The organism is Segatella baroniae DSM 16972 = JCM 13447, assembly GCF_000426585.1.
GTDB lineage: Bacteria > Bacteroidota > Bacteroidia > Bacteroidales > Bacteroidaceae > Prevotella > Prevotella baroniae.
On the sequence record NZ_AUFQ01000022.1, the window covers coordinates 1 to 24,179 of the forward strand.

The following is a 24,179-nucleotide window of genomic DNA, read 5'->3' on the forward strand; positions in this document are numbered from 1 at the left end:
CGCCACAGAAGTAGATACTCATGAGAGAACGGATGATTTCGCTGTACTGATAACCGAACGATCTACACCTTAGACCGAGGGTTGAGTCGATGACAGATGATAATGTGGAGTCAAATTGCTCCATGATTGAAAATAATCCCCCAAAAGGAGTGAGTCTCTCAGATTTAATTTGTATCTTCGCCATGTCTATCGTTGGATTCTCTTGTTTTTTTTTGCAACACTAAGATAAGTGAAAATTCTGACATGGCAAAATCCTGAGCAACTTTTTGTTGCTCAGGTACTTAAAAAGTTTAATTTATAATAGTGTTGCGGAATTAAGGTAAGTATAAGTTTTGTACAAAACGTGCGGCAACTCATAACCGGACAAGCAGTTATCGAATAGTTTTTGTACTGCAATGATGGGATTACCGCTGCGTGGTAATGTGATTACCAGCCCTGTGGTAATAGTCTTACCGCTGCGTGGTAATCTTGCTACCACGCAGCGGTAATATTTTGGCAATTGTCCGATAGATTTGTGATTACTGCTTTTCGATGATTCTCTAATGATCGATTTTTGGGGGGTCATTCAGATTGCAGGAACGGCTCGAAGGCGCGGTCGTAGTCCTCGCTCACGGCAAGGCGGCCGTTGACCAGACACACGAGTTCGACGACGGCATGGAACGACAGCTTCTCGTCGCTCGCACGGAAAAGGTCGTGCGTGAAGACGTAGCGCACGCCCTCCTTCTTCAATGCTAGGCGCGAAATGAACTCGTCGTCGCAGCGCAACGGTGTCTTGAAGGCCAGGTTCATGCGGGCCACCACGGCGTCGACACCCTTCTCGTGCATCTGGGCGAAGCTCAGTCCGGCGTGCCGCAGGAAGCGGTGGCGCGTGTGTTCGGCGTAGTGCAGGTAGTTGGCGTTGTTCACAATGCCCTCGATGTCGCACTCGTAGTCGCGCACCTCCATGCGGGTTTCGAAGATGTAGTTGCCCTGCGGCCTCTCTCCGGCCCTCCCCCGAGGGGCGGGTGCACCGTCTTGAGACGGCTGTTTGTCTGCTTGATGGGTTGTTTCTGTCATGATTGTCAATATTTTTATTTGATGAATGTCGATGTGACACGCAATTGCTCGAACGCTTGCAATGGACGTTGTCATTACTATCATCACTCATCTTTCATTCAATACCCCTACTGCGGCGGCCCACTTTTTGACGCCGACACCCATTCTTGTCGTTCAGTTTGCCGCCGTCATCGGTCTTCAGCCTGCGCACCCTCCCTTTGGGAGGGCCGGGGTGGGTGCTTGTTGTGCCGTGACGGGTCTCAAATATTCATACCCGATGCGGCATCTGAGGCAGTCCTTGCGGTCGCAATACATCTTCTTGAGTTGGATGAGAGCCTGCGAGTCGCCCGCGTTCTCCACGTCGAGGCCGCACGCGTGCCACATCCGCACGATGTGGTTGTCCTCCGCCTTCAGCTGGTCGAGGAAGTCGAAGGCCCGTTGGCAGAGTTTCTCGTCGCTCTTGTGGCGGCCGTAAGCAAAGAGGATGGGTACCACGGTGTTGATGAGGAGCAGTTGGAGCGACGCGGCCGAGAGCCGTTTTTGTTGTTTTTCGCCCGCATGACCGAAGGTGTAGTGCGTCTCCCAATAAGGTGTGACGGCGCTACGGAGCAGTTCGCCTGCCGCCTTCACGTCGTGGCAATCGAGCAATTGGCTCAGTCCGGCCCGTCGTTGATAGAACAAATTGGCCAGTTGAGCGATGCGAATATGTGGAAAATTCTGAGGACGGAGCCGCAGAAACTTCCAAAGTTGGAAGTCGATAGGCTCAAAAGAAAACTTGTGTTGTAGGTAGAGATACTCCTTGCGAAGCCGTTGAAAGTAACTGTCGGCAATGGCTTCGGTCCGGTGACGCTCGGCAATGGCCGCCGGATCGAGCAGTCCCGCCTGCCCCAGGAAGATGGCTTCCACCTGCAAAAGGTTGTCCTGATGGTGGGCGACGGCCTGCAACGGGATGTGACAGGCCCATGCCTCGAAGGCGTCGCCGTTGATTCCGAAGCCGTAGTTGCGGGCCAGCGTGACGAAGTAGGCCGCCTCCCACGAGCCGTCGCAACGCTTTAGGCGGTCGGCGATGGCCTCCGTCTTCTGTTCCAGCCGCTCCGTCTGCAGCGCGTTCATCCACGCGTGGACGCCAAGGCGCGACAGCGAGGGGATGATGCGGTGGCAAGGAGGATATCGGTCGGTGGTGAGCAGTTCGTCGTAGTGCGCCTTCACGTATTCGGGAACGTCGAGTTGCAGTTGCGTCAGCGGTTCGCCCCGCTCGTTGCGGACCGGTCTGTCGATAGCTCCGCACACGTGGAGAATCACGTTGTTGTAGCGCGAATCGCGGTCGTGGCCGTGCAGATACCAGTCGCTTGACCGGTCGTGAATCTCCACATTGCCCACCCACAGCGTGCCGCCGACCTTGATTTTGGCGTTGAAGAAGTCGGGGCCGGCGTCGCGGTTGTGCAGTCCCGGGTCGATGATTTCCAGCCGTCGGCCGTCGGTCGTGGCCATGGGGCCGGGCCGCCACAGCTTGTGCTTCCATACATAGTGCAAGAGTTGTTCCATCCGTATCAGGCTATTTAAGCGTCATACAAAAGTAGAGATTATATTTGAAAGCCGCTTCGAGGGGCCATCAAATTTTGTACAAAAGGCCTTAAATATTGCTTTTTATTGCATTTCGGCCTTTTGTCTTTGGAAAAGAAGCGTTATCTTTGCCGCAAATAACTAAGTTTCAAGTTGTAAACTGACAAATCATCAAGTAAAATGAAGATAGCATTGATCGGCTATGGTAAGATGGGCCACATGATCGAAGACATCGCCTTGCGGCGTGGTCATGAGATTGTGTGCCGCATCGACGTGGACAATCCGCAGGATTTCGACTCCCCGGAGTTCGCCGAAGCAGACGTAGCGATAGAGTTCACCAATCCAACGGCAGCCTACGGCAACTATTTGAAAGCCTTCGCGCACGACGTGAAGGTCGTGAGTGGGTCCACGGGATGGATGAAAGAGCATGGCGACGACGTGAGAAAGCTCTGCGCCGAGGGCGGACACACGCTCTTCTGGGCCAGCAACTTCTCGGTGGGCGTGGCCATCTTCTCGGCTGTCAACCGCTTTCTGGCCAAGATCATGAACGGCTTTCCCGAGTATGACGTCTGCATGCAGGAGACCCATCACGTGCACAAGCTCGACGCGCCGTCGGGCACGGCCATCTCCTTGGCCGAGGATATCATCGAGAATGTAGACCGAAAGAAGGACTGGAAGCGCGGCGTCACCATCTGGACGAACGACGGTCATGAGGATGCGGGCGATCCGACAGCCCAGGGCGACCTGGTCATCAACTGCGTGCGCGACGGCGAAGTGCCCGGCATTCACACAGTGATGTACGACTCCGAGGCCGACATGATCACCATCGAGCACGACGCCCACAGCCGGAAAGGCTTCGCATTGGGGGCTGTGCTGGCGGCAGAATACACCCTGAATCACCGAGGATTGCTCACGACGAGCGACCTGTTCAAGTTCTAACCTACGTTGAAAAACAATGATCGATAAAGAAAAAGCTAAGTTGAACATGCGCGTGCAGTGGACGAAGTTCGCTGTGGTCATGGTTCTCTATCTCTCGTTCCTGTTCTGGCTGAAGAGCTGGCTGGGCCTCGTCGTGGTGCCGTTCATCTACGATGTCTACATCACCAAGAAGATACGGTGGCAGTGGTGGAAAGATTCCGAAGGGCCGGTGCGGTTCATCATGAGTTGGGTCGACGCCCTTGTGTTCGCCCTTGTGGCCGTCTATTTCATCAATCTGTTCTTCTTCCAGAACTTCGTCATCCCATCGTCGTCGCTCGAAAAGAGCCTTCTCACGGGCGACTATCTTTTCGTTTCCAAGTTGAGCTACGGCCCGCGCATCCCTCAGACGCCGCTCACCATGCCGCTCACGCAGCACACCATGCCGCTCATCGGCGTGAAGAGCTACGTGGAATGGCCGCATTGGGACTATCGCCGCGTGAAGGGACTGGGCCACGTGAAGCTCAACGACATCGTGGTCTTCAACTATCCGGCCGGCGACACGCTGGTCAATGCCGACCGTTACCAGTCGGCCGACTTCTACAGCATGTGCCAGCAGCTGGGCGAACAGATCTACGAACAGCAGCATCCGCAGCCCATCGACCTGTCGCAGCTCAGCCGCCAGCAGCAGCGCGACCATCTTTTAGGCCTTTACGAATTGGGCAAACGCTACGTGGAGCAGAATCCCAACGAGTATGGCGACATCATCACGCGGCCTACCGACAGGCGGGAGAACTATGTGAAGCGTTGCGTTGGGTTGCCCGGACAGACCTTGCAGATCAAGAATCGCATCGTCTATCTCGACGGAAAGCCCAACAAGGAGCCTGACAACGTGCAGTATACATATTATATAGAGCGCAAGGCGGACATTCCCGAAGAGCTGATGCACGAGCTGGGAATATCCATGGAAGACCTCACGAGCCTCAATCAATACGGTTATATGCCACTGACGAGGCACGCATATAACGTTCTCAAGGGCCGCACGGACATCGTGAAGAGTATTCGTCTCAACACGGATGCGTTTGCGGGAGAGACCTATCCGCTCACAACCTACACGGGATGGACGCGCGACAACTACGGTCCGGTGTGGATTCCGAAGCGCGGTGCCACGCTGAAGCTGACGATGGACAACATCGCCATCTATGAACGGCCCATCCGAACCTACGAGGGCAACGACCTGGAGATAAAGAACGGCAGGATATTCATCAACGGAAAGCCGGCCAAGAGCTACACGTTCAAGCTGGACTACTACTGGATGATGGGCGACAACCGCCACAATTCGGCCGACTCCCGCTATTGGGGCTTCGTTCCCGAAGACCATATCGTGGGCAAACCGATATTCATCTGGTACAGTTCTGACCCCGACCGCAAGGGCTTCGGTGCCATCCGTTGGCGACGATTGTTCAGGTTTGTGGATGGAATCAAGTAGGGGGGAAGCCTCCCCCGCCCCTCCAAAGGAGGGGAGTGCCTGACGGATTGACGACCTCCGGGGGACTCCCAAAGACCTATCCCGGCCTTCCAGAGACCCACCCCAGCCCTCCCAAAGGGAGGGTGAACTGTCAGCGGGAAATGGCGGAGAGGCAACCCCCGTCATACAAACCATTCATCTCAACAACTCTACAGCCCAACACCCCAACAACTATAACGCAAACCATTCATCCTGACACCCTAACAACCCCACAACCCATCCCCCACCACCTGAAATGGATATTGCCCCTTGGTGTGGCCGTCGTCTTGTTCTTTGTACTCCACACCTTTGTCATCACCTTCTTTACCGTGACCAGCAATGATTTTAGGCCTGTGTTCACAATCGGCAACAAGGTGATGGTGAACAAACTTGCGCGCAAGGATTTCCGTTCGGGCGACTTTCTGGTCTATACCGACAGCGTTCGGAGCTATCTGTCGCGTGTGGAGGCTATGCCGGGCGACACCATCACTTGCCAAGGGCGACGCTATTGCCTGCCCATGCGGTGCTGCAATCGCTGCGGGAGTCCCGATTGCAGGTTCCTCTTGCTCAACACGGGCAGGCAAAAGCTGTTGGTTCACCAGCACCTTATCGTGGGTAAAGCGCATTATGTTATATCTTTCCAGCACCTATTTCGGCCCCGTGCAGTGGTATCAGAAGCTCAACCGCCACGCCCACTGCCTGATAGAGCGCCATGACAACTTTGTGAAGCAGACCTATCGCAACCGGATGGTCATCGCCACGACCAACGGCTTGCAGGCGTTGAGCGTGCCCGTGACCACCGACGGCGACGCGCTGTCGAAGACGCCCATGCGCGACGTGCGTGTCAGCGACCACGGACATTGGCGCCACATCCATTGGAACGCTCTATGCTCGGCCTATGGCGAGAGTCCGTTCTTCGAGTTCTATCAGGACGACATCCGCCCTTTCTTCGAGCGGCGGTGGGACTTTCTCTTCGATTTCAACATGGCCATCACCGCGAAAATGTGCGAACTTCTCGACATTCAGCCTGACTATCGGCCCACCACTGCCTATCAACCTGCCGCAGGTGATGGACGTTTGGAGGCGGATGATGACTTCCGCAACGTCATCCGGCCGAAACATCCGCTGCCCGACCCGTCGTTTGAGCCGCGGCGGTACTACCAGGTGTATGAACAAAAGTGGGGATTCCAGCCCAATCTGAGCATTCTCGACCTGTTGTTCAATGAGGGCAACGAGGCCGTGTTGTACTTATAAGCTTTAGAAATCATTCAAATAGATGCGCAAACCCACGTTCAGGTTGAAGTTGGTGGGCTTGTCTTTGTATATGTTTTCCACCTCGCTGTGGTTGTTGAAGTAGCGGCTTACGCCCGATTCCACGTAGGCGCTCACGCCATTTCGCAGCCGCAGTTCGGCTCCGACGGCCGCATTGGCCGAGAATTGCAGTTGTTTCTCCTTGATATTCCGTGTCGGCAGTTCCGTGTCTGCGGTTCCTTTGCCCGCTGCCGACAGCTTGCCGCTCACCAGCTTCTCGACCTGCATGCCCGCCGTGGCATAGACCCTGTAGTGTCGTCCCTGCGCCAGCGTGTAGGCGGCGCTCAGCGGCAGGCCCACGTAGTGGAGCGACTGTTCGGTGCGGTTGCCCTCCGCGCCACCCGAATAGGTCGTCGTGGACGAGAGATAGCTGTAGTTGAGGCCCGTCTGGAGGCTCCAGTGGCGGTTCAGCCGATAGCTCACCGACACGCCCACCCTCACGGGTTGTTTGTGCTTGGTGTGCTTTTCCATGGCCACTTCCTGCATCAGTCCCTCCGATTTCTTTCCGTCAAACTCCCTTTCATAGTTGCCGATGGGGTCGGCGGTGGCCAGTGTCATGCCCGTCGCGCCACTTGTGGAGCCCATCGCGCCGCCGTAGCTGGTGGCAATGCTGAGCCTGCTGTCGGTGGAGGAAGACGGGGAGGGGAGGAAGAAGGGTGATTCTGCGGGTAAGGAAGGGTCGGCGGGCGTCTGCGGCTCGGTCTGTTCGGGCTTGTCGGCCTGGTCTGTCGTTGTCGGCGACTCCAATCCGTCGGTCTGGTCGGCCTGGTCGGGCCTGTCGGCGGGGGCTGCCGCTGCCGCCAACTCGGCCCTGTCGGCCGTCGCAGGCTGGTGGAGTCGTGTGGCTTGAAGCCTTGTGGCGGCCTGCGCCACCTCCTTCGTCGGCATGAAGGCCAATGGTTTCACGGCACGTTCTTCGTCGGAACCCGGCCAGAGCAAGAAGACGGCCAACACCACGGCTGCGGCCGCCGCCGTGCGGTAGAGCCAGAGGCGTGCGGTGGCGGCCCGGCGGCGGCTGGCGGCAGGCTTCGGGGCGAGTCCCCGCAGTGCCATCTCGCGCTTCACGTCGTCGAGCAAGCCTTCGGGAGCCGCCGTTTGGCGACGCTCCATGCGCTTGCGTATGTCGTCAGTCCATTGCTTGTTCATAGCCGTTCCTCCTTTTTTCTTTGCTCCCGAATCATCCGGGCGAGCATGTTCTTTGCTTTGTGATATTGTGAAGCCGACGTGTCGGGCTTGATGTCGAGCAGCCGGGCAATCTCCTTGTGGCTCTTTCCCTCAACGGCATACAGGTTGAACACCGCCCGGTAGCCCGCCGGCAGGCGTCCGATGAGCCGTGCCAGCCCCTCGTCGGTCAGCGTGTCTGTGGCGGGCGGCGGCTCTTCGGGCAGGTCCATGCGCTCCAGGTCGGTGTCGGCGAAGAGCAGTTGGCGGCCCGAGCGCAGCCAGTGGAGTGCCTCGTTGACGACCACCCGCGTGAGCCAGGCCCGCAACGAGCCTTTGCCCCGGTACTCGAAGTCGCCGATGCGCGTGAAAATCTTGATGAAACTCTCCTGCAACACGTCGTGCATGTCGGCCTCCCGAGGCACGTAGCGTTGGGCGACGGCCGTGAGATAGCCCGCATATTCGGCAAAAAGCGCGTCCATCGCCCGGGAGTCTTCCTTGGCGAACAGACGCACGATTTCCTGTTCTTGATCTTTACCGAATATATTTATCATAGAGAATAGGCGCTCCCGCCGCGGCCGTTGCGGCCTACCTGCGGGTGCGGTACTTGAATTTTGCGCTCTTCTCGCCGCTGAACGACTTCCATTTCACGGTCAGTTCCTCTTCCTTCCCCCCCGTGTCGGGCAACCCGATGAGGCGGAATGCCACCAATCCGTCGCGCACCACGCGTCGGTCGTCGCCCTGGGCGTTGTGCCGCAGCTCCACTTCGTAGGGCTTGCCGGTCGATATGAGGTTGAGCACATGCCGCTTTCCGTAGCCGAAATAGGTGCGGAAGCGCAGCGTCAGATAGCCGTCCTCCACGAGCGTGGTCCAGTCTTTCACGAGTTCCACGGGGTCGTTGCCGTAGGTGGCGTCGTTCTTGTCGCCCAGATTGGGTGCCATGTTCTTGGTCAGAATGCTGTCGAGCCAGTTCACGTAGCCCGATTTCACATGGTCTTTCGGCTCCTTGGCGTCCATGTTGATGTTGGCCAGCGCCCTCACCTCCTTCTTGCCGTATGGCGAAGCCTTCATGTTGGTGGGTATGACGGTGGTCGAGTCGTCCAGTTGCAGGAAGAAAGTGCCGCTGGCGTTGGTCTTCAGCGTCACCAGGGCGTTGGGGTAGGCCAGGTTTCGGTTGTCGTCATCGTCGTTGCACGACTGCAGCGCAGCAGCGGCCACCAGGGCCACGAGCGCGCTCATCATCCATAGCTTTGTTTTCATATTCTTTTCGTTTGATGGTTTCTGTATAATAAATCCACCGTTATGGAATATCTTGCCTGGCACGGCCTGTTAATTTTTGAAAAAACAACCGTTTGCCCTTCGCAAAGATACAAAGAAAAGGGAAAAAGGCAAAAAGGACGACGTGAAAGCTGCCCTTTGACGTTGTGAAAGCTGGCCTTTGGCATTGCAAAAGCAGCCCTTTGGCATTGTGAAAGCTGGTCTTTGGCGTTCCCATCGCAGCCCTTTGGCGTTGCGCTTTTTACCTTTTTACTTTTTTACCTTTTTACCTTTCCCCAGTTTAAGGTCTGCTTTTGCGCACCAACGCAAAACGGGCTCGACGCAGCCCTCGACGCCATGAACCGCATGAAGAAGGTGCGCGTGAGCGCGCAAGGCAGCAAAATCGTGGTCGACGCCATGTTATAAAAAATTAAATGTGCAGGCCTTTTGCTCCAATTTGCGCGCCATCGCCCTACATTTGCAGGCGTAACGCGTCATTCCCGCAGAATGACACCTCTTGCAATGATAATCAACAATATAACGAAGATGAAAAAAATCATTCTCACAATGGCTGCGGCCATGACCGCACTGGCAGGTCTTGCAGCCCCAAAAGGCAATTTCAACCTGAAGGTTGACCTGAAGAACTTCGGCGACACGATGATTGTCGTCATCCCCGGAGCCTCGCGCAACGATTCAAAAAAGGAGACGGTGGTGGCCAAGAACGGCACGTTCGAGGTGGAACTGACCATCGACAAGCCCACCACCCTACAGCTCGTGACGCCGGCCACCATGCGCCAGGAGGAGACGAAGTACACCACCGTCGTGGCGGTGCCGGGCGAGAAGTGTGAACTGAAGGGCGACTTGAACGACCGCTACGACATCGGCGGCTCCAAATTCTACCAGGAATACCACGAGGCCGACATCGTGTTGGAGAAGGCGAAGCAGCCTCTGGTCGACTTGCAGAAGGCGCTCATGGCCCGCATGAAGGCCGGCGAGAGCCAGGAAACCATCATGAAGGAATACCAGGAGAAGGCTCCCGCGCTGCAAAAGGCCTACTCCGACGCCGTGATGGGCTTCATCAAGAGCCATCCCAACAGCGAGGCCAGCGCCGCCATCATACCCAATCTCGACGAGGTGGAGCAGATGGAACAGGCTGTCGCCCTGCTTTCGCCGGCCGTAAAGAACGGCCGCATGAAGGCGTTCTACAACGAACCGATCGAGGAAATCAAGAACCAGGAGGCCAGGGAGGCTGAGAATGCCAAGAAACAGGCCCCCGGCGTGGTGGCGCCCGACTTCACCTTGAAGGACATCAACGGCAAGGATCTCGCGCTGTCGAGCTTCCGCGGCAAGTATGTGCTGCTCGACTTCTGGGGTTCCTGGTGCGGATGGTGCATCAAGGGCATGCCGAAGATGAAGGAATACTACGAGAAGTATGCCGGAAAGTTCGAGATTCTGGGCGTCGACTGCAACGATACCGACGCCAAGTGGAAGGCTGCCGTGCAGAAGAACCAGCTGCCCTGGCTCCACGTCTACAATCCCCGCGACAGCAAGGTGCTGGCCGACTACGGCGTGACGGGCTTCCCGACGAAGGTGCTCGTGGGCCCCGACGGCAAGATTGTGAAGACGGTTGTGGGTGAAGACCCGGCTTTCTACACCTTCCTCGACGAAACATTCGGGAAGTAGGAAGGTCTTGTCGACTATCAAAAACGCGAAGGCACGGTCATGGGGATAGCCCAGGGCCGTGCCTTCGCCGGTCTTTGGCGGCGTCAGATCACCGCCTGCTGCAACTGGCGGGGCTTCAGCATGGCCGCCGGCACCGACTTCCGGATGTGCTCTACCAGCATGTCGAGAAGCGTGGCGCGAATGAATCCCGGCGCCGTCAGCATGACAATCTCGCGCGTCGGCACAGGGAGGGCGAACGAACGCACCAGCCTTCGCTGGTCGTCGGACAGCTGCGGGATGGCCAACTCGGGGATGAAGGTCAGCCCCTTGCCGTTCTCCACGATGCGCATGAAGGTCTCTATGCTGCCCAGGCTGTAGCTTTTCTTGCTGCGGATGGCCGCCTTGAGCTGGCAGAACTTCACGAGCTGGTCTCGGAAGCAGTGCCCTTCGTCGAGCAACCACAGGAATTCGCCCGTCAGGTCGGCCGGTTTGATGGCCTGACGGTCGAAGAGCGGGTCGCCCTCGGCCACGTAGGCGTAGAACTGTTCATAGAAAAGCGTGCGGCCGTCCATACCCTCCAAGCCTTCCACCCGGGCCAGAATGCCGGCGTCGACGTCGCCCCTTGCGAGTGCACGCTTCATCTCTTCGGTCTTCATCTCTATGATTCTGACGTCCATTTCGGGGTGGGCGTTCATCAACTGGGGGAAGAACCGCGGCACGAGATAGGGCGCGATGGTGGGCAGCACGCCCACGTTGAACGTGCCCGTGAGCGACTGTTTCTCCTCCTCGACGGTCTCGCGGAGCCTGCGCGCGCGCTGCAGCACCTTCCAGGCCTGCTCGATGACGGCCATGCCGGCCTTCGTGGGCTGGATGGGTTGGCGGCGGCGGTCGAAGATTTTCATGCCCAACTCGTCTTCGAGCTTCTGAATCATCGAGCTGAGGGTGGGCTGTGTCACGTCGCAGTGGTCTGCCGCCTTGGCGAAATGCTTGAAACGGTAGACGGCGAGGACGTATTCCAATTGCTGAAGGGTCATATATGCTTGTTTTAAGTTCGGTTGTTGCAAAAGCGCAATCCATCTTTTGCAAAGACAACGCAAGCGGATGTGGAGAATGCTTGCCGTCTTTTGCAAAGATAGCGCAATCCGTCCGATTCACAAACGCCGCCCGACGCTTTTTTCATCGGCCCACGACAAAATCATCATGAATGGGTAGTCCCGTCGGCAAAGGGCCTGCGCCAGGATGATAGAGTTTTTCAATGGGCCGATAAATTTCGCCTATTGCACGGCCGAAGGACATCCGCTACCTTTGCACCATCAAGAAAAAGCCACGACGGCCACAGCCCAGGCACGGCCGACGGCAAGGAACAAGCATACAAAACCATTAAAAATAAAGAATTATGAACATACAAATGCCCGCACTTCCCTATGCGCCCAACGCATTGGAACCCGTCATCAGCGAACAGACCGTGAACTTCCACTACGGCAAGCACTTGCAGAACTACGTCAACACGCTGGCCTCTCTGGTCAAGGACACGGAGTTCGCCGACCGTCAGGTGGAAGAGATTGTGGCCACCGCGCCCGAAGGTCCCATCTACAACAACGCCGGACAGACGCTCAACCACGCGCTCTATTTCGCGCAGTTCAAGGCTCCCGTGGCCGGCAACGCGCCCAAGGGACGGCTGGCAGAGGCCATCGACGAGGCCTTCGGCAGCTTCGATGCCTTCAAGCAGCAGTTCGCCCAGGCCGCCACGACGCTCTTCGGCTCGGGATGGGCATGGCTCTCGCAGGACAAAGACGGCAAGCTCATCATCACGAAGGAGCCCAACGGCGGCAATCCCCTGCGCCAGGGACTCAACCCACTCTATGGACTTGACGTCTGGGAGCACGCCTATTATCTCGACTATCAGAACCGACGCGCCGACCATGTGGCGCAAAGCTGGGACATCGTAGACTGGGACATCGTGGCTTCCCGACTGCGCTAAACGCGACGAAACTCCCTAAAAAAACAGTAAACTCTATATTTTAATATATAAATACATATCCTCATGGAACCAATCATCAATCAACACGCGCCTGAATTCTGCGTTCAGGCATTCCAAAACGGAAGTTTCAAGACTGTAAGCAACAAAGATATCGAAGGCAAGTGGGCCTTGTTCTTCTTCTATCCGGCCGACTTCACCTTCGTGTGTCCGACCGAACTTGAAGACCTCGCCGACCACTACGAGCAGCTGAAGGCCATGGGTGTGGAGGTGTTCTCGGTAAGTACCGACACACATTTCGTACACAAGGCCTGGCACGACGCCTCCGACACCATCAAGAAGATAAACTACACCATGCTCGGCGACCCCACCGGACTGCTCAGCCGTGCCTTCGGCGTGTACAAGGAGGATGAGGGTGTGGCCTACCGCGGCACCTTCCTGGTGAATCCCGAAGGCCTCATCAAGCTGGCAGAGGTGCAGGACAACAGCATCGGCCGCAACGCCGAAGAGCTTGTCCGCAAGGTGGAAGCCGCTCAGTTCGTGGCCGAACACGACGGCGAAGTGTGCCCCGCACGCTGGAAGAAGGGCGCGAAGACCCTCAAGCCGGGTATCGACTTGGTTGGAAAGATTTAATTAAAGACAAGCGTTTCCTCTCCCGGGATAGAGAGTCATGGTAGAAAAGAACGGGAAGGAAACGCTTTTTCCTGTTTCATGAAGCCGCACGGATTTCTCCGCGCGGCTTTTTTCGTGCTCCCCGCCCCCATTCCCCACTTCACATTTCACACTTCACATTTCAAAAACTCCGTCGGCGTCATGCCGTAGGCCCGCTGGAAGCACTTGGAAAAGTAGCCCGGATTGCTGAACCCCACCATGAACATCACCTCGGATATGCTGTACTTGCCCTCACGCAGCAGCAATGACGCCTTGCGCATGCGGATGTTGCGGATGTATTCCACGGGCGACATGCCCGACTGCTGCTTGATCTTGCGGTAGAGGTACTTGTCGCCCACGCCCAGGGCAGCCTGAAGTCCCGTCACATTGAAGTTGGTGTCGGCGATGTGGGCCTCGATGACGGCCGTGGCCTGGGCGAAGAGCTTGTCGACGACGGGCAGCCCCTCGGCCACGGAGGGCTGGCGGCGATTGTCGAAGGGCAGGACGAGGCTGAAACACTGGCCGCCCGCCGCGCCGGGAGCCAGCGCGATGGTGCCCTTGCTCATCTCTACGTACTGCCGGATGATGAAGAGGCCGGCGGTGGACGAGTCGTTGTCGGCCGACGCGCCATAGCGCATGAAGAGCTGGTTGCGCTCTATGTCGGCGATGCGCAGCGTTCGGTTGCCTATCGACAGCCTCAGCAGGTGCTTCTCCAGGTCTCCCCTCAGCGTGACGACGGTCTCGCTGCCGGGTTGGGCGTGGCTTCCGACAAAGTCGAAGAGCGTCTGCACGACGATGTCCCATCCGACGATGTCGACGTTGATGGTGAGCGACGCGATGTCGGCGTCGAGCCGCAACGCCCCCGTTTGCCCCCCGCCCTTGCGCCGGGCCACCACGCGGCGCAGATAGTCCACCACGTCCAGCGGGGCCATGACGGGCTGCCGCCGCGTGTCGGAGGCCTCGCCGTCGCTGTCGAGCGACTCGTAGACTAGGCGGTTGAGGGCCGTGGCGCTGCTGCGGATGTCCTCCAGCAAGTCGTCGGCATGGCCGGCGGCCGCCAGTTGATAGACGGGGGCCAGGATGTGGGCCAGCGGCTGCTTCAGCCTCTCGGACAGATGGGCGAAGAAGTGGGCCCTGGCACGGCTCTGCTCCAGCAGCCTTCGCCGCGCCGTCTGCTCCTGACGCAGGTTCTTCCGCATGGCGTAGAAGTTCATGACCCACAGCCCTGCGCCCAACGCCAGCAGCAGATAGACCAGCTTGGCCCCCACGGTGAGATACCAGGGGGCCTTGATTTCGATGTCGAGCGTGTAGGCGTAGCGTTGCTCCGGCGCGTCGATGTCGCGCACCAAGAGGCGGTAGCGGCCGTAGGGAAGCCCGTTGTAGTTGACGGCTTCGGCCAGATTGTCGAGGTCGTGCCACGTCCGGTCGAGGCCTTCGAGCCGATAGACGTAGAGCGAACGCAGGCTGCCGGCGTAGGGAAGGTCGGTGAATCGGAAGCTGAGATTGTTGTCGTGGCTGCGCAGGGCGACGCTGCTTGCGGGGAGAACGGCCTGCGGCCCGCCCGCATACTCCCTTTCGTTGACGCGCATCGACGTCAGGAAGAGACGCCGCCCGCCCGTCGCGGTGGGGGAAGCGTCGGGCGAGAGCGCGATGAAACCGTCGTTGCCGCCGACATAGAGGCTGCGGGTGGCGGGCACGTAGAGCGACGTGACGGCCGACAGCAGGGGCACGCTGAAGTGGCGTTCCACCCTTCCGCCGTGGACGACGCGGCACACCGACCCGCTGAAGACGTACATGCGGCCCGCCACGTCGGCCATGGTGGTGACGCCGCGCTTCGTGATTCCGTCGTCGAAGCGGATGTCCACGGGGCTTGCGGAGCCTTCGTCGAAGCGCATCACGCCGCCGTCATAGCCGGCCCAGAGGCTTCCCCGGCGGTCGAGGGTCACGTAGCTGAACGACTGCCGGCCGACGAAGCGATCGGGCCGCAGCGTCGCCGGGTCGATGCGGCAGAGCCCGCGCCCGTAGACCATGGCCCAGATGCGGCCCCGGCGGTCGGCCACCATCTGCCCCACGTGTATGCCGCTCAGCCCGCCGGGGCCGTCGGAGATGTGGCGGTCGGCCCTGACGGTGCCTTCCGAGGCCACCAGCCGCCGCTTGTCGATGATGAAAATGCCGCCCATGTAGGCCGACACCCACAGCCGCCGACGGCTGTCGAGCAGCACGTCGTAGGCCCAGTTGGCATTGTAGCGGCCGGTAGGCTCGGTCAACACGAAGTTGCGGAACTGCCGTCGTCGGCGGTCGTAGTAGTTGACGCCGTGGTCTGTGGCCACCCAGATGTCGCCGTCGGCGTCCTGGTAGACGGCGCGCACGCGGTTGTGGGACAGCGGAAAGCGGGTCGAAGTCTGCCTGTACCACGCCACGTCGTCGAAGCCGGCGGCCGTGCGGCGGAACCGCAGCAGGCCGTTGGTGCCTCCCATCCACAGCGTTCCGTCGCCCTGACGGTAGAGGTTGTGCAGGCTGTTGCCGTCGCCGCTGCCCGTGATGTCGGACAGAGGCGTGTAGACGAACGCCGAACCGCCCTTATAGAACGACAGTCCGTTGTCGGTGCCCACCCAGACGTTGCCCCGGGCGTCGGCGTCGAGGGCCCAGACGATGTTGTTGGCCAGGCTGGCGGTCGACCGGGAGTCGTGGACGATGCGGCTGACGGCCCCATCCGTGCCGCAGGTGAAGAGCCCGTCGTCGGTGCCGATCCACACGTCGCCCCGCTGTCCGACGGCCAACGCCTTGACGGAATTGCCCTGAAGCGGGGCCAACGGAGCCATTTCCTTGAAGTCGGTGCGATACAGCGCGCCTTCCGTCCCCACCCAGTAGCAACCGCGCCGACGGTCGAACGCCAGGGCGTTGACCAACGGCTGCCGCCCCGAAGCTATGCCGACGCGTCGCGTCCGGCCCCCTTTCACGATGTAAAAGCCGTGCAATGAGCCGACCAAAAGGCCACGATGAGACGGCAAAAGGGCGTAGATTGCCTGGCCGTGGAGGGCCGATTGGCGCAACGAACCTTGCCGGAGGTCGTACTCGTAGAGGCCGTCGGAGGTGCCGAGCAGCAGCTTCCGCCCCTGGAGGGCCATGGCGCGGATGTCCTTGGGCGACCGACGGGGCGACGGGCGATAGCTGTTGGTGGCGGTGTCGAAGACGAACAGGCCGTTCTCGGTGCCCAGAAAGAGCAGGTCGCCCTGCGCAACGAGGCTGTGGACGCGGCTGTGGTAGGGCGAACGGCTGTCGAAATGGGGGTAGGAGTGGTAGCCGTCGTAGCTGTAGAGGCCGCTTTCGGTGCCCAGCCAGACGATTCCCCGCCGGTCGTGGGCGAAGCTGCAGACGGTCGACGCGCCGTCCAGCTGAATGTTGTTGAAATACGGTTGGACGCTCCCGGCGGCCATGGCGCACGACGCCCACAGGGCCAGTAGCGGAAAGAAGAGGCACAGGTGACTTCTCATGACGATTGTTTGGTGTGACAAAGGCAAAGATACACATTTTGGACGGGCCCGCGTCCGTTTTGTCACTGCATTAAGATTAATTGTCTGTTTTGTATTTTCCTTTGTCCGATATGTCGTCACGGCTCTTCTTTCCAAGCCGTATCTTTGCCCCGGAAATCCAACCAACTATCAAATCCAAATACCTTTCAACAAATGAAAACCAACTTAAAGAATCTATCCCGAACGAGGTTTCTACGGCCTCTCGTGGCCCTGCTGGCGGTCTTTTCGCTGTCGGCGGCCGCGCAAAACAAGACCATCACGGGAACGGTGACTGACGCTTCGGACGGTGAACCGCTCATCGGCGCGACCGTATCGGCAGGCGGCAACGGCGCAGGAGCCGTGACCGACTTCAACGGAAGCTTCAAGATTGTCGTGCCCGAAGCCACCCGCAGGCTCACTTTCAGTTATGTGGGCTACGCGCCCAAGACTGTCGCCATCGCGGGAACGCGCCTCGACGTGAAGCTCGAATCGGCCCAACGCGCGCTCGGCGAGGTGGTCGTCATCGGCTATGGCGTGCAGCGCAAGAGCGACCTCACGGGCTCGGTGAGCAACGTGAGCAGCAAGGACTTCAACCAAGGCGTGGTCAATTCGCCCGAACAACTCATCAACGGCAAGGTGAGCGGCGTGCAGATCGTCAGCGGCGGCGGCTCTCCGTCGGCCGGAAGCACCATCCGCATCCGCGGCGGAGCTTCGCTCAATGCCAGCAACGACCCGCTCATCGTGCTCGACGGCGTGCCCATGGAGGTGGGCGCGAGCGTCAGTGGCAGCGGCAACTTCCTGTCGCTGATCAATCCGAACGACATCGAGAACATGACAATCCTCAAGGATGCGGCCTCCACCGCCATCTACGGATCGCGCGCTTCCAATGGCGTCATCCTCATCACGACCAAGAAAGGGGCCGCAACGAGCCGCCCCCGCGTCAGCTTCTCCACGACCAACGCGATGTCGTACAGGACCCGGACGCCCGCCATGATGGGCCGCGGAGAGATGTACGACCTGGTGAACGCGAAGGGGACGGACGCCCAGAAGGCGCTGCTCGACGCCGATGTCGACACCGATTGGAACGACGTGATCTACAGAAAGGCCTTCAGCTCCGACAATAATATAGGTATATCCGGCCAGCTGGGCGGCCTCCTGCCCTACCGCCTGTCGCTCGGCTACAGCAACCAGGACGGCATTCTGCGCACCGACAACGTGACCCGGTACACGGGAAGCCTCACGCTCTCGCCCTCGCTGCTCGACAATCACCTGAAACTGGTCATCAACGCCAAGGCCACGCGCAGCGACAACCGCTTCGCCAACACGCTCGCGCTCTGGGGCGGGGCCACCCACAGCCCCTTCTCGCCCGTCCGTTCGGGCAAGGAAGCGTTCCTTGGATACGACGAGGCGGCCGATGCCGACGGCGTGCCCATCACCGGTGCCACGGCCAACCCGCTGGGATTGCTCGAAAACTACCATTCCACGAGCGACGTATGGCGCTATGTGGGAAGCCTGGATGCCGACTACAGCCTCCACTTCCTGCCCGAACTCCACGCCCATGTCACCCTGGGACTCGACAATTCGCGGGGCGAAGGCCACGTCTTCGTGCCTGCGGCGGCCTACCAGCACTACCTGACCAAGGGCCGCAACTACGACTACGGCCCGCAGAAGAACACCAACCGCCTCGCAACGGTCTACTTCAACTACAACAAATACTTCGAAAACATCAAGAGCAACGTCGACGTCACCGTGGGCTACGACTACCAATATTGGAAATACACCAACGCCGCCTACCTCGAACTGAACGACGCCGACCCGCAGGAAAAGCAGGCAGCGGCGGCCGCTGACGACCAACGTCACGTGCTGCTGTCGTACTACGGGCGTCTGAACTACTCCTTCGCGTCGCGCTATCTCTTGAGTTTCAGCCTCCGCCGGGACGGTTCCTCCCGTTTCGGGAAGGCCAACCGCTGGGGCACTTTCCCCTCGCTGGCGCTGGGATGGCGCATCCATGAGGAGCCGTTCTTCGAACCGCTGCGGCGCGTGGTGGACAACTTGAAGCTCCGCGCCAGCTATGGCGTGACGGGACAGCAGGACGGTATCGCCAACTACGGCCATCTGCCGCTCTACACTTTGAGCCAAAGCGGCGCGCACTACATGTTCGGCGGCAAGCCCATCGCCACCTACCGGCCCTCCGCCTACAACGCCAACCTGAAGTGGGAGACCACCCGCGCCTTCAACATCGGCCTCGACCTGGGCTTCCGCGGCGACCGTCTCTCGGGCTCCATAGACTACTACAGCCGCAAGACCGAAGACCTCCTGGCCACCGTTCCCGTAGCGGCCGGCACCAATTTCAACAAGCAGATTCTCACCAACGTGGGCAACATCAGCAGCAGCGGCGTGGAGTTCTCGCTGAAGGCCACGCCTTTCAGGACGGAGAACTTCGCATGGGACCTCGGCTTCAACGCCACCTACCAGCACACGAAGATCACCAACCTGCGCCTCAACGCAGCCACACAGTCGCCCAACACGCCCGCCGGCGCCATCGAATCGCACTACGTGCAGGTGCTCTCCGAGGGCTACGCGCCCTACAGCTACTATGTCTACAAGCAGATATACGACGAGCGGACGGGCCGTCCCATCGAAGGTCTCTACGCCGATTTAGACGGCGACGGCACGGTGGACAGCCACGACTTGTACCACTACCACTCACCCGCGCCCACCTGGATATTCGGCTTCACCACGTCGTTCAACTACAGGAAGTGGACGCTTTCCACCTCGCTGCGCGCCAACGTGGGCAACTATCTCTACAACGGCATGGCGATGAACACTGGCGCCTGGGAGACGATGTCCTACAACAGCTACCAGCTCAACCGACTGCACAGCAGCTATCTCGACACCGGCTTCCGGAAACGGCAGCACGAGTCGGACTACTACGTCGAAAACGCCTCCTTCCTGAAGATGGACAACATCCAGCTGGCCTACAACTTCGGCCGAATCTCCAAGTGGTTCAGCCTCAACGCCTCGGCCATGGTGCAGAACGTGTTCACCATCACCAACTATACGGGTGTGGATCCGGAGTGCAGCGGCGGCATAGACATGACCGTCTATCCCCGTCCCCGTGTCTTCTCCATCACGCTGGGACTTGAATTCTAAGCGGCATACCTTTACAAGAACATTCTAAAAAGACCTGAACAATGAAAAGAAACATACGACTCTATGCCGCCGTGGCACTGCTGCTGACCCTCACGGCCTGTACCGGCGACCTCGACCAAATGCCCCATACCAGTTCGCAGGCCACCGAAAAGGAGGTCTACGACTCGCTGGCGAACTACAAGAAGGTGCTGGCGAAGCTCTACGCGTCGTTCGTCATCACCGGACAAGAGCAGGGTGGCGGCAACGCCGACCTGAGCAGCAACAGCGGTTACGACTTCCTGCGCGGCTACTTCAACCTCCAGGAGGCGCCCACCGACGAGCTTGCGGCCACCTGGCTGTCGGGCGACAAGATGGAAGACCTCACCTATATGACCTGGGACGCCAACGACCCGTGGGTGGCCGACACCTACTATCGGGCCTACTACACCGTCTCGCTGTGCAACGAGTTCCTCCGCCACGCCACCGACGCGGCCGTCTCGGGCTTCGAGAAGGGCGCGCCCGACGAGGCAAGGCAGCTCAAGGCTTTCCGTGCGGAGGCCCGGTTCCTGCGCGCTTTGTCCTATTACTACGTGCTCGACCTCTTCGGTCAGGGCCCGTTCGTCAACGAAACGATGGGCGTGGGGGCCTATACACCGGCCGCATACACCGACAAGCAGCTCTTCGACTTCATCGAAACGGAGCTGAAGAGCATAGCCGACGACGGCCTGCTCGCCCCCGCCGAATGCGAATACGGCCGCGCCTCGAAGGCCGCCGCATGGGCCTTGCTGGCCAAACTCTACCTCAACGCCCCGACCTATGGGGCCGGCGACCGCTCCACCGACTGCATTGCGGCGTGCAAGAAGGTCATGGCGGCCGGCTATACACTCGAAAACGACTACTCCAAACTCTTCAATGCTGACAACGACAAGCGCACCAACGAAATCATCTTCCCCTTCGTGGTCAGCGCCGTGAACACCGTTTCATGGGGCGCCACCACCTACATCGTCTGCGGACAGTGCGGCAACTCCAGCTCGCAGTCGCCTTCTGCCTACGGACTCACGAACGGATGGGGGATGTTCCGCGTGCGCGGCGAACTGCCACACCTGTTCAATGACCTGAAAGACAATGGCGACCGACGGGCCATGTTCTACACCGACGGACAGACACAGTGGCTCACCAAGGCCGTCGACGACCAGAGCCAAGGCTTCTTCGGCGAGAAGTTCTCCAACCTGAACGACGCCGGCGAGGCGGCATCCAACACGGGAGCAGTGGGCGCCGACATAGACTATCCGGTGTTCCGGCTGGCCGATGTCTACCTCATGCTGGCCGAATCGGTGCTCCGGGGCGGGCAGGGCGCCACGCGGGTCGAGGCTCTCGACTGCGTCAACAAGCTGCGGCGGCGCGCCTACGGCAACGCCGCGGGCCTCATCACGGACGCCCAGCTCACGCTGCCCTTCATCCTCGACGAGCGCGGCCGCGAGCTTTATTGGGAAGCCACGCGCCGCACCGACCTCATCCGCTTCGGCCGATTCACGGGCGGCAGCTATCTGTGGCAGTGGAAGGGCGGCGTGCGCGACGGACGTTCCATCGACAACAAGTACGCCGTCTACCCCATCCCCGCAGCCGAACTCTCAGCCAACCCGAACCTAAAGAATGCCAACTATTAAACAAGAGAAGCAAGATGAAAACACTCAGACATATCCTTTTCATGGCGACGGCGCTCCTGCTGACCGCCGCCTGCAATGCCGACGGCGACCTGACAGCCACCTCCGGCGCCGAAGCCCTGACGCTTTCGGGCTCGGGCGACGCCGTTCTCACCGCCAAGAACAAGGCCTCCCTGGCCCTGACACTCCACTGGAACGACAACGGCAAGATGACGACGAACGACAGCCGGGTGCTCCTTCCCGACTATGTCACGGTCAACACGCTGCAGTTCTCCCGCTCGGAAGACTTCGCGGAGACCATCGACCAGCAGCTCGACAAGGGCGAAACGTCGCGCCAGTACACGGGAGAGGAGCTCAACTCCATCGCCGGACGCGCCGGCCTGGAGGGCGGCAAGGCCTCTCCGCTCCACGTGCGCGTCAGGTCGGTGCTGGCCGACAACATGCCGGTGGCCTACAGCAACACCTACACCATGCAGGTGACGCCCTACACCATCGACATGACGAGGGGCGTGGTGCTCAACGCCAAGAAGGAGGACACGGGCCTGTTGCTGGCTTCCAAGGCCGCCGACGGCGTCTACAGCGGCTTCCTCGGCGTCACAGGGTGGTGGAACTACTACCTGCAAGAGGGCAGTGGAGTCACCTGGGGCAACGACGGCGTCTCGGGAACGCCCTTCGCCATGAGCAGCGAAGACAGCAAATGGAACTTCTGGTACCCAGGGGTTGAAGGCTGCTACTACACCGTCGTCGACACGCGGAAGGCTCGCTGGAGCGCGCTCCACGTATCGTCGCTCGACGTCAGCGGCGACATCACGGGCCAACTGGCCTACAACCGCAAGGCCAACCGCTGGACGCTCGCCTTCGACGCGGCCCAAGCGGGCACGGCCACCATACGCGTTGCCGGCAAGGGAGAGGCCTACGACTTCACCACCGGCACCGACGAAGCCAAGGCCAACGCGCAAAATGTGGCCTTCGGACAGGAAAACGACCGCCTCGTCTTCGGCTCCACGCCCGGCGACATCACCGTCGCCATCGCGCAGAAGGGCCGCAACACGCTCACGCTCGACCTGTCCGACCCCTACCAATGGACCTGCACGGCCGAGGCGGGAGGGGCCGAACAGCCCGAAACGACACAGCGTCTCTACCTCTCGGGCATTGACGACGGCGTGTCGGGGAAGTGGACTTTCGACAACTTCCTCACTCTTTTCAACGAAGACGAATTAAACTATGCCGGCCTCTGCGCCGTCAATTCAAAGTGGGGCTACAAGCTTTATCCCGAAAAGGACGTGTGGAATCCGTGCTACGGACTGGCCTCGGGCGACGCCACGACAGGCACGCTGGCCCTCGACGGCAACGACAACGTGCCGGCACCGGCGGCCGGGCTGCATCTCATCACGGCCTCGCTGAAGAAGCTGAGCTACACCACGACGCCCGTCACGTCGGTCCAGGTGGCGGGAATCGGCGACGACTGGAGCCTCATCCAGATGCAGACCACCGACAAGGCGGGCGTCTACCGCGCGGTCGTCAAGGCTTCGGCAGCCACGCCCTGGGGCTTCAAGTTCGTCGTCAACAACAACTGGGACACCTTCTTCGGCGGCTCCGACGGCACCACCCGCTATCTGGGCAAGAACATTCCGCTCGACGACAGCTTCACGGGAGCCACCTTCACCATCGAGGTCGACCTGTGCCACGCAACCTATTCCATCACCAAATAAAACCCATCATGATGAAAAAAAATATCATTTCCTTTCTTTTCAGCATTCTCGCGCTGAGCGGCATGGCCTCGTGCGAGCAGGAAGTAAACCCGAAGAGCGTCGTCACCGGCGACACCATGCGCGTCGAACGCGGCGCTTTCGCCAAGGGGGCCGACGTCAGTTGGCTCACGCAGCTGGAGCACGAGGGCCAGGTCTTCTACAACGCCAAGGGCCAGCCGCAGGAGTGCATGTCGCTGCTCAAGGAGCAATGTGGCGTCAATGCCATCCGGCTGCGCGTGTGGGTGAACCCCGCCGAGGGCTGGAACAACATGCAGGACGTGCTCGTGAAGGCGCGCCGGGCCCACCGCCTGGGACTGCGGCTGATGATCGACTTCCACTTCAGCGACATCTGGGCCGACCCCGCCCATCAGGTGACGCCCGCCGCGTGGGCCGACTACGACATCGAAAGGCTCAAGACGGCCGTGGCCGACCACGTGAAGGCCACGCTGTCGCTGCTCAAGACCTACGGCATAGAGCCGGAATGGGTGCAGATCGGCAACGAGACGCGCGGCGGAATGCTCTATCCCCTGGGCAAGATCGACAATGGAAGCAACCTGGCCCAGCTCACCAACGCGGGCTACGAGGCCGCCAAGAGCGTCTTTGCCGATACGCAGGTGATCGTGCATATCGACTGCGGCGACCGGCTGGCGTACTACACCCACATGTTCGACTACCTGAAACAACATGGCGGCAAGTACGACATGATCGGCATGTCGCTCTATCCCGAGGCTTCCAACTGGCAGTCCATGGCGAAGGCTTGCGTGGAAAACATCGTGAAACTGCACCAGACCTACGGCAAGCCGGTCATGCTCTGTGAAATAGGAATGGGCTACACCGAGGCCGAGGCGTGCCGCCAGTGCATCGCCGCCATCATGCGCGACGGCCAGGCCACGGGCCAGCTGAAGGGCATTTTCTACTGGGAGCCCGAAGCGCCGGCCGGCTACAACGGCGGCTACAACAAGGGATGCTTCGACAACGGCCGACCCACCGTGGCCCTCGACGCCTTCCGACAGTGACCCGCAAGGGCGGCATGCGCGCCGCCCGGGCCTCCACTCCTCTCCGACTTCACCAAAATCATGC

At 59.8% G+C, this 24,179-nt stretch carries 18 protein-coding genes and 1 pseudogene; 11 read left to right on the top strand and 8 right to left on the bottom strand.

Going from position 1 to position 24,179, the window contains the following annotated elements:
• The 3 genes and pseudogenes from K334_RS14575 to K334_RS13980 form a co-directional block, all read right to left on the bottom strand.
• A pseudogene (locus K334_RS14575) lies at positions 1–184 on the bottom strand (IS1380 family transposase); the annotation flags it as partial.
• A 377-nt stretch (positions 185–561) separates the two neighbouring features.
• Entirely contained in the window at positions 562–945 is a 384-nt protein-coding gene (locus tag K334_RS0111630) for an acyl-CoA thioesterase (protein ID WP_036890400.1), read from the bottom strand.
• Between the two features lie 288 nt (positions 946–1,233).
• On the bottom strand, positions 1,234–2,580 hold the full coding sequence (locus K334_RS13980; protein WP_051218752.1) for a DUF2851 family protein: 1,347 nt from the start codon (positions 2,578–2,580) through the stop codon (positions 1,234–1,236).
• 198 nt (positions 2,581–2,778) lie between these two features.
• On the opposite strand from K334_RS13980, the gene dapB reads away from it, so the two are divergent.
• The 4 genes from dapB (at position 2,779) to K334_RS0111655 (ending at position 6,274) form a co-directional block, all read left to right on the top strand.
• Entirely contained in the window at positions 2,779–3,537 is a 759-nt protein-coding gene (gene dapB / locus K334_RS0111640; RefSeq protein WP_021590753.1) for a 4-hydroxy-tetrahydrodipicolinate reductase, read from the top strand.
• 16 nt (positions 3,538–3,553) lie between these two features.
• Positions 3,554–5,002, top strand: a complete 1,449-nt coding sequence (locus K334_RS0111645) for a S26 family signal peptidase (RefSeq protein ID WP_021590829.1) — start codon at positions 3,554–3,556, stop codon at positions 5,000–5,002.
• A 140-nt stretch (positions 5,003–5,142) separates the two neighbouring features.
• Positions 5,143–5,736: a S26 family signal peptidase gene (locus tag K334_RS15475; RefSeq protein ID WP_390896185.1), complete on the top strand. Its 594-nt coding sequence runs from the start codon at positions 5,143–5,145 to the stop codon at positions 5,734–5,736.
• Positions 5,648–6,274, top strand: coding sequence for a WbqC family protein (locus K334_RS0111655; RefSeq protein WP_025882321.1), 627 nt, complete (start codon positions 5,648–5,650; stop codon positions 6,272–6,274). The genes K334_RS15475 and K334_RS0111655 overlap by 89 nt, the downstream gene beginning before the upstream one ends.
• 3 nt (positions 6,275–6,277) lie before the next feature.
• Here K334_RS0111655 and K334_RS13985 read toward each other — a convergent pair whose 3' ends face one another.
• From K334_RS13985 to K334_RS0111670, 3 genes are read right to left on the bottom strand one after another with little or no spacing between them, the layout of a single operon-like run.
• Entirely contained in the window at positions 6,278–7,477 is a 1,200-nt protein-coding gene (locus K334_RS13985; RefSeq protein WP_051218753.1) for a porin family protein, read from the bottom strand.
• Complete coding sequence (locus K334_RS0111665; protein WP_027445003.1) at positions 7,474–8,043, bottom strand: RNA polymerase sigma factor; 570 nt, start codon at positions 8,041–8,043, stop codon at positions 7,474–7,476. The genes K334_RS13985 and K334_RS0111665 overlap by 4 nt, the downstream gene beginning before the upstream one ends.
• A gap of 37 nt (positions 8,044–8,080) precedes the next feature.
• Entirely contained in the window at positions 8,081–8,752 is a 672-nt protein-coding gene (locus K334_RS0111670; protein WP_027445004.1) for a NigD1/NigD2 family lipoprotein, read from the bottom strand.
• Positions 8,753–9,295: 543 nt separating this feature from the next.
• Here K334_RS0111670 and K334_RS0111680 point away from each other — a divergent pair.
• Complete coding sequence (locus K334_RS0111680; protein ID WP_025882338.1) at positions 9,296–10,432, top strand: TlpA disulfide reductase family protein; 1,137 nt, start codon at positions 9,296–9,298, stop codon at positions 10,430–10,432.
• An 83-nt stretch (positions 10,433–10,515) separates the two neighbouring features.
• Here K334_RS0111680 and K334_RS0111685 read toward each other — a convergent pair whose 3' ends face one another.
• Entirely contained in the window at positions 10,516–11,445 is a 930-nt protein-coding gene (locus K334_RS0111685; RefSeq protein WP_025882340.1) for a hydrogen peroxide-inducible genes activator, read from the bottom strand.
• Positions 11,446–11,807: 362 nt separating this feature from the next.
• On the opposite strand from K334_RS0111685, the gene K334_RS0111690 reads away from it, so the two are divergent.
• On the top strand, positions 11,808–12,392 hold the full coding sequence (locus K334_RS0111690; protein WP_081658097.1) for a superoxide dismutase: 585 nt from the start codon (positions 11,808–11,810) through the stop codon (positions 12,390–12,392).
• A gap of 63 nt (positions 12,393–12,455) precedes the next feature.
• Complete coding sequence (ahpC, locus tag K334_RS0111695; RefSeq protein ID WP_025882343.1) at positions 12,456–13,022, top strand: alkyl hydroperoxide reductase subunit C; 567 nt, start codon at positions 12,456–12,458, stop codon at positions 13,020–13,022.
• 146 nt (positions 13,023–13,168) lie between these two features.
• Here ahpC and K334_RS0111700 read toward each other — a convergent pair whose 3' ends face one another.
• Complete coding sequence (locus tag K334_RS0111700) at positions 13,169–16,534, bottom strand: two-component regulator propeller domain-containing protein (protein WP_027445005.1); 3,366 nt, start codon at positions 16,532–16,534, stop codon at positions 13,169–13,171.
• A 192-nt stretch (positions 16,535–16,726) separates the two neighbouring features.
• On the opposite strand from K334_RS0111700, the gene K334_RS0111705 reads away from it, so the two are divergent.
• The 4 genes from K334_RS0111705 to K334_RS0111720 are packed head-to-tail and all read left to right on the top strand — an operon-like array spanning position 16,727 to position 24,115.
• The gene (locus K334_RS0111705; protein WP_027445006.1) at positions 16,727–19,705 is read left to right on the top strand and encodes a SusC/RagA family TonB-linked outer membrane protein; all 2,979 of its coding nucleotides are present in this window, start codon (positions 16,727–16,729) and stop codon (positions 19,703–19,705) included.
• Between the two features lie 41 nt (positions 19,706–19,746).
• A complete protein-coding gene (locus K334_RS0111710; protein WP_051218754.1) occupies positions 19,747–21,351 on the top strand; it encodes a RagB/SusD family nutrient uptake outer membrane protein in 1,605 nt (534 codons plus the stop codon).
• A gap of 14 nt (positions 21,352–21,365) precedes the next feature.
• Positions 21,366–23,060, top strand: a complete 1,695-nt coding sequence (locus tag K334_RS0111715) for a DUF5114 domain-containing protein (RefSeq protein WP_027445008.1) — start codon at positions 21,366–21,368, stop codon at positions 23,058–23,060.
• An 8-nt stretch (positions 23,061–23,068) separates the two neighbouring features.
• Positions 23,069–24,115, top strand: coding sequence for a glycoside hydrolase family 53 protein (locus K334_RS0111720; protein ID WP_248623521.1), 1,047 nt, complete (start codon positions 23,069–23,071; stop codon positions 24,113–24,115).
• Positions 24,116–24,179: the final 64 nt, after the last annotated feature.

Coding starts and splice junctions, on each gene's coding strand:
- K334_RS0111630 (WP_036890400.1), bottom strand. CDS start 945: ATGGAGGTGCGCGACTACGAGTGCGACATCGAGGGCATTGTGAACAAC.
- K334_RS13980 (WP_051218752.1), bottom strand. CDS start 2,580: ATGGAACAACTCTTGCACTATGTATGGAAGCACAAGCTGTGGCGGCCC.
- dapB (WP_021590753.1), top strand. CDS start 2,779: ATGAAGATAGCATTGATCGGCTATGGTAAGATGGGCCACATGATCGAA.
- K334_RS0111645 (WP_021590829.1), top strand. CDS start 3,554: ATGATCGATAAAGAAAAAGCTAAGTTGAACATGCGCGTGCAGTGGACG.
- K334_RS15475 (WP_390896185.1), top strand. CDS start 5,143: ATGGCGGAGAGGCAACCCCCGTCATACAAACCATTCATCTCAACAACT.
- K334_RS0111655 (WP_025882321.1), top strand. CDS start 5,648: ATGTTATATCTTTCCAGCACCTATTTCGGCCCCGTGCAGTGGTATCAG.
- K334_RS13985 (WP_051218753.1), bottom strand. CDS start 7,477: ATGAACAAGCAATGGACTGACGACATACGCAAGCGCATGGAGCGTCGC.
- K334_RS0111670 (WP_027445004.1), bottom strand. CDS start 8,752: ATGAAAACAAAGCTATGGATGATGAGCGCGCTCGTGGCCCTGGTGGCC.
- K334_RS0111680 (WP_025882338.1), top strand. CDS start 9,296: ATGAAAAAAATCATTCTCACAATGGCTGCGGCCATGACCGCACTGGCA.
- K334_RS0111685 (WP_025882340.1), bottom strand. CDS start 11,445: ATGACCCTTCAGCAATTGGAATACGTCCTCGCCGTCTACCGTTTCAAG.
- K334_RS0111690 (WP_081658097.1), top strand. CDS start 11,808: ATGAACATACAAATGCCCGCACTTCCCTATGCGCCCAACGCATTGGAA.
- ahpC (WP_025882343.1), top strand. CDS start 12,456: ATGGAACCAATCATCAATCAACACGCGCCTGAATTCTGCGTTCAGGCA.
- K334_RS0111700 (WP_027445005.1), bottom strand. CDS start 16,534: ATGAGAAGTCACCTGTGCCTCTTCTTTCCGCTACTGGCCCTGTGGGCG.
- K334_RS0111705 (WP_027445006.1), top strand. CDS start 16,727: ATGAAAACCAACTTAAAGAATCTATCCCGAACGAGGTTTCTACGGCCT.
- K334_RS0111710 (WP_051218754.1), top strand. CDS start 19,747: ATGAAAAGAAACATACGACTCTATGCCGCCGTGGCACTGCTGCTGACC.
- K334_RS0111715 (WP_027445008.1), top strand. CDS start 21,366: ATGAAAACACTCAGACATATCCTTTTCATGGCGACGGCGCTCCTGCTG.
- K334_RS0111720 (WP_248623521.1), top strand. CDS start 23,069: ATGATGAAAAAAAATATCATTTCCTTTCTTTTCAGCATTCTCGCGCTG.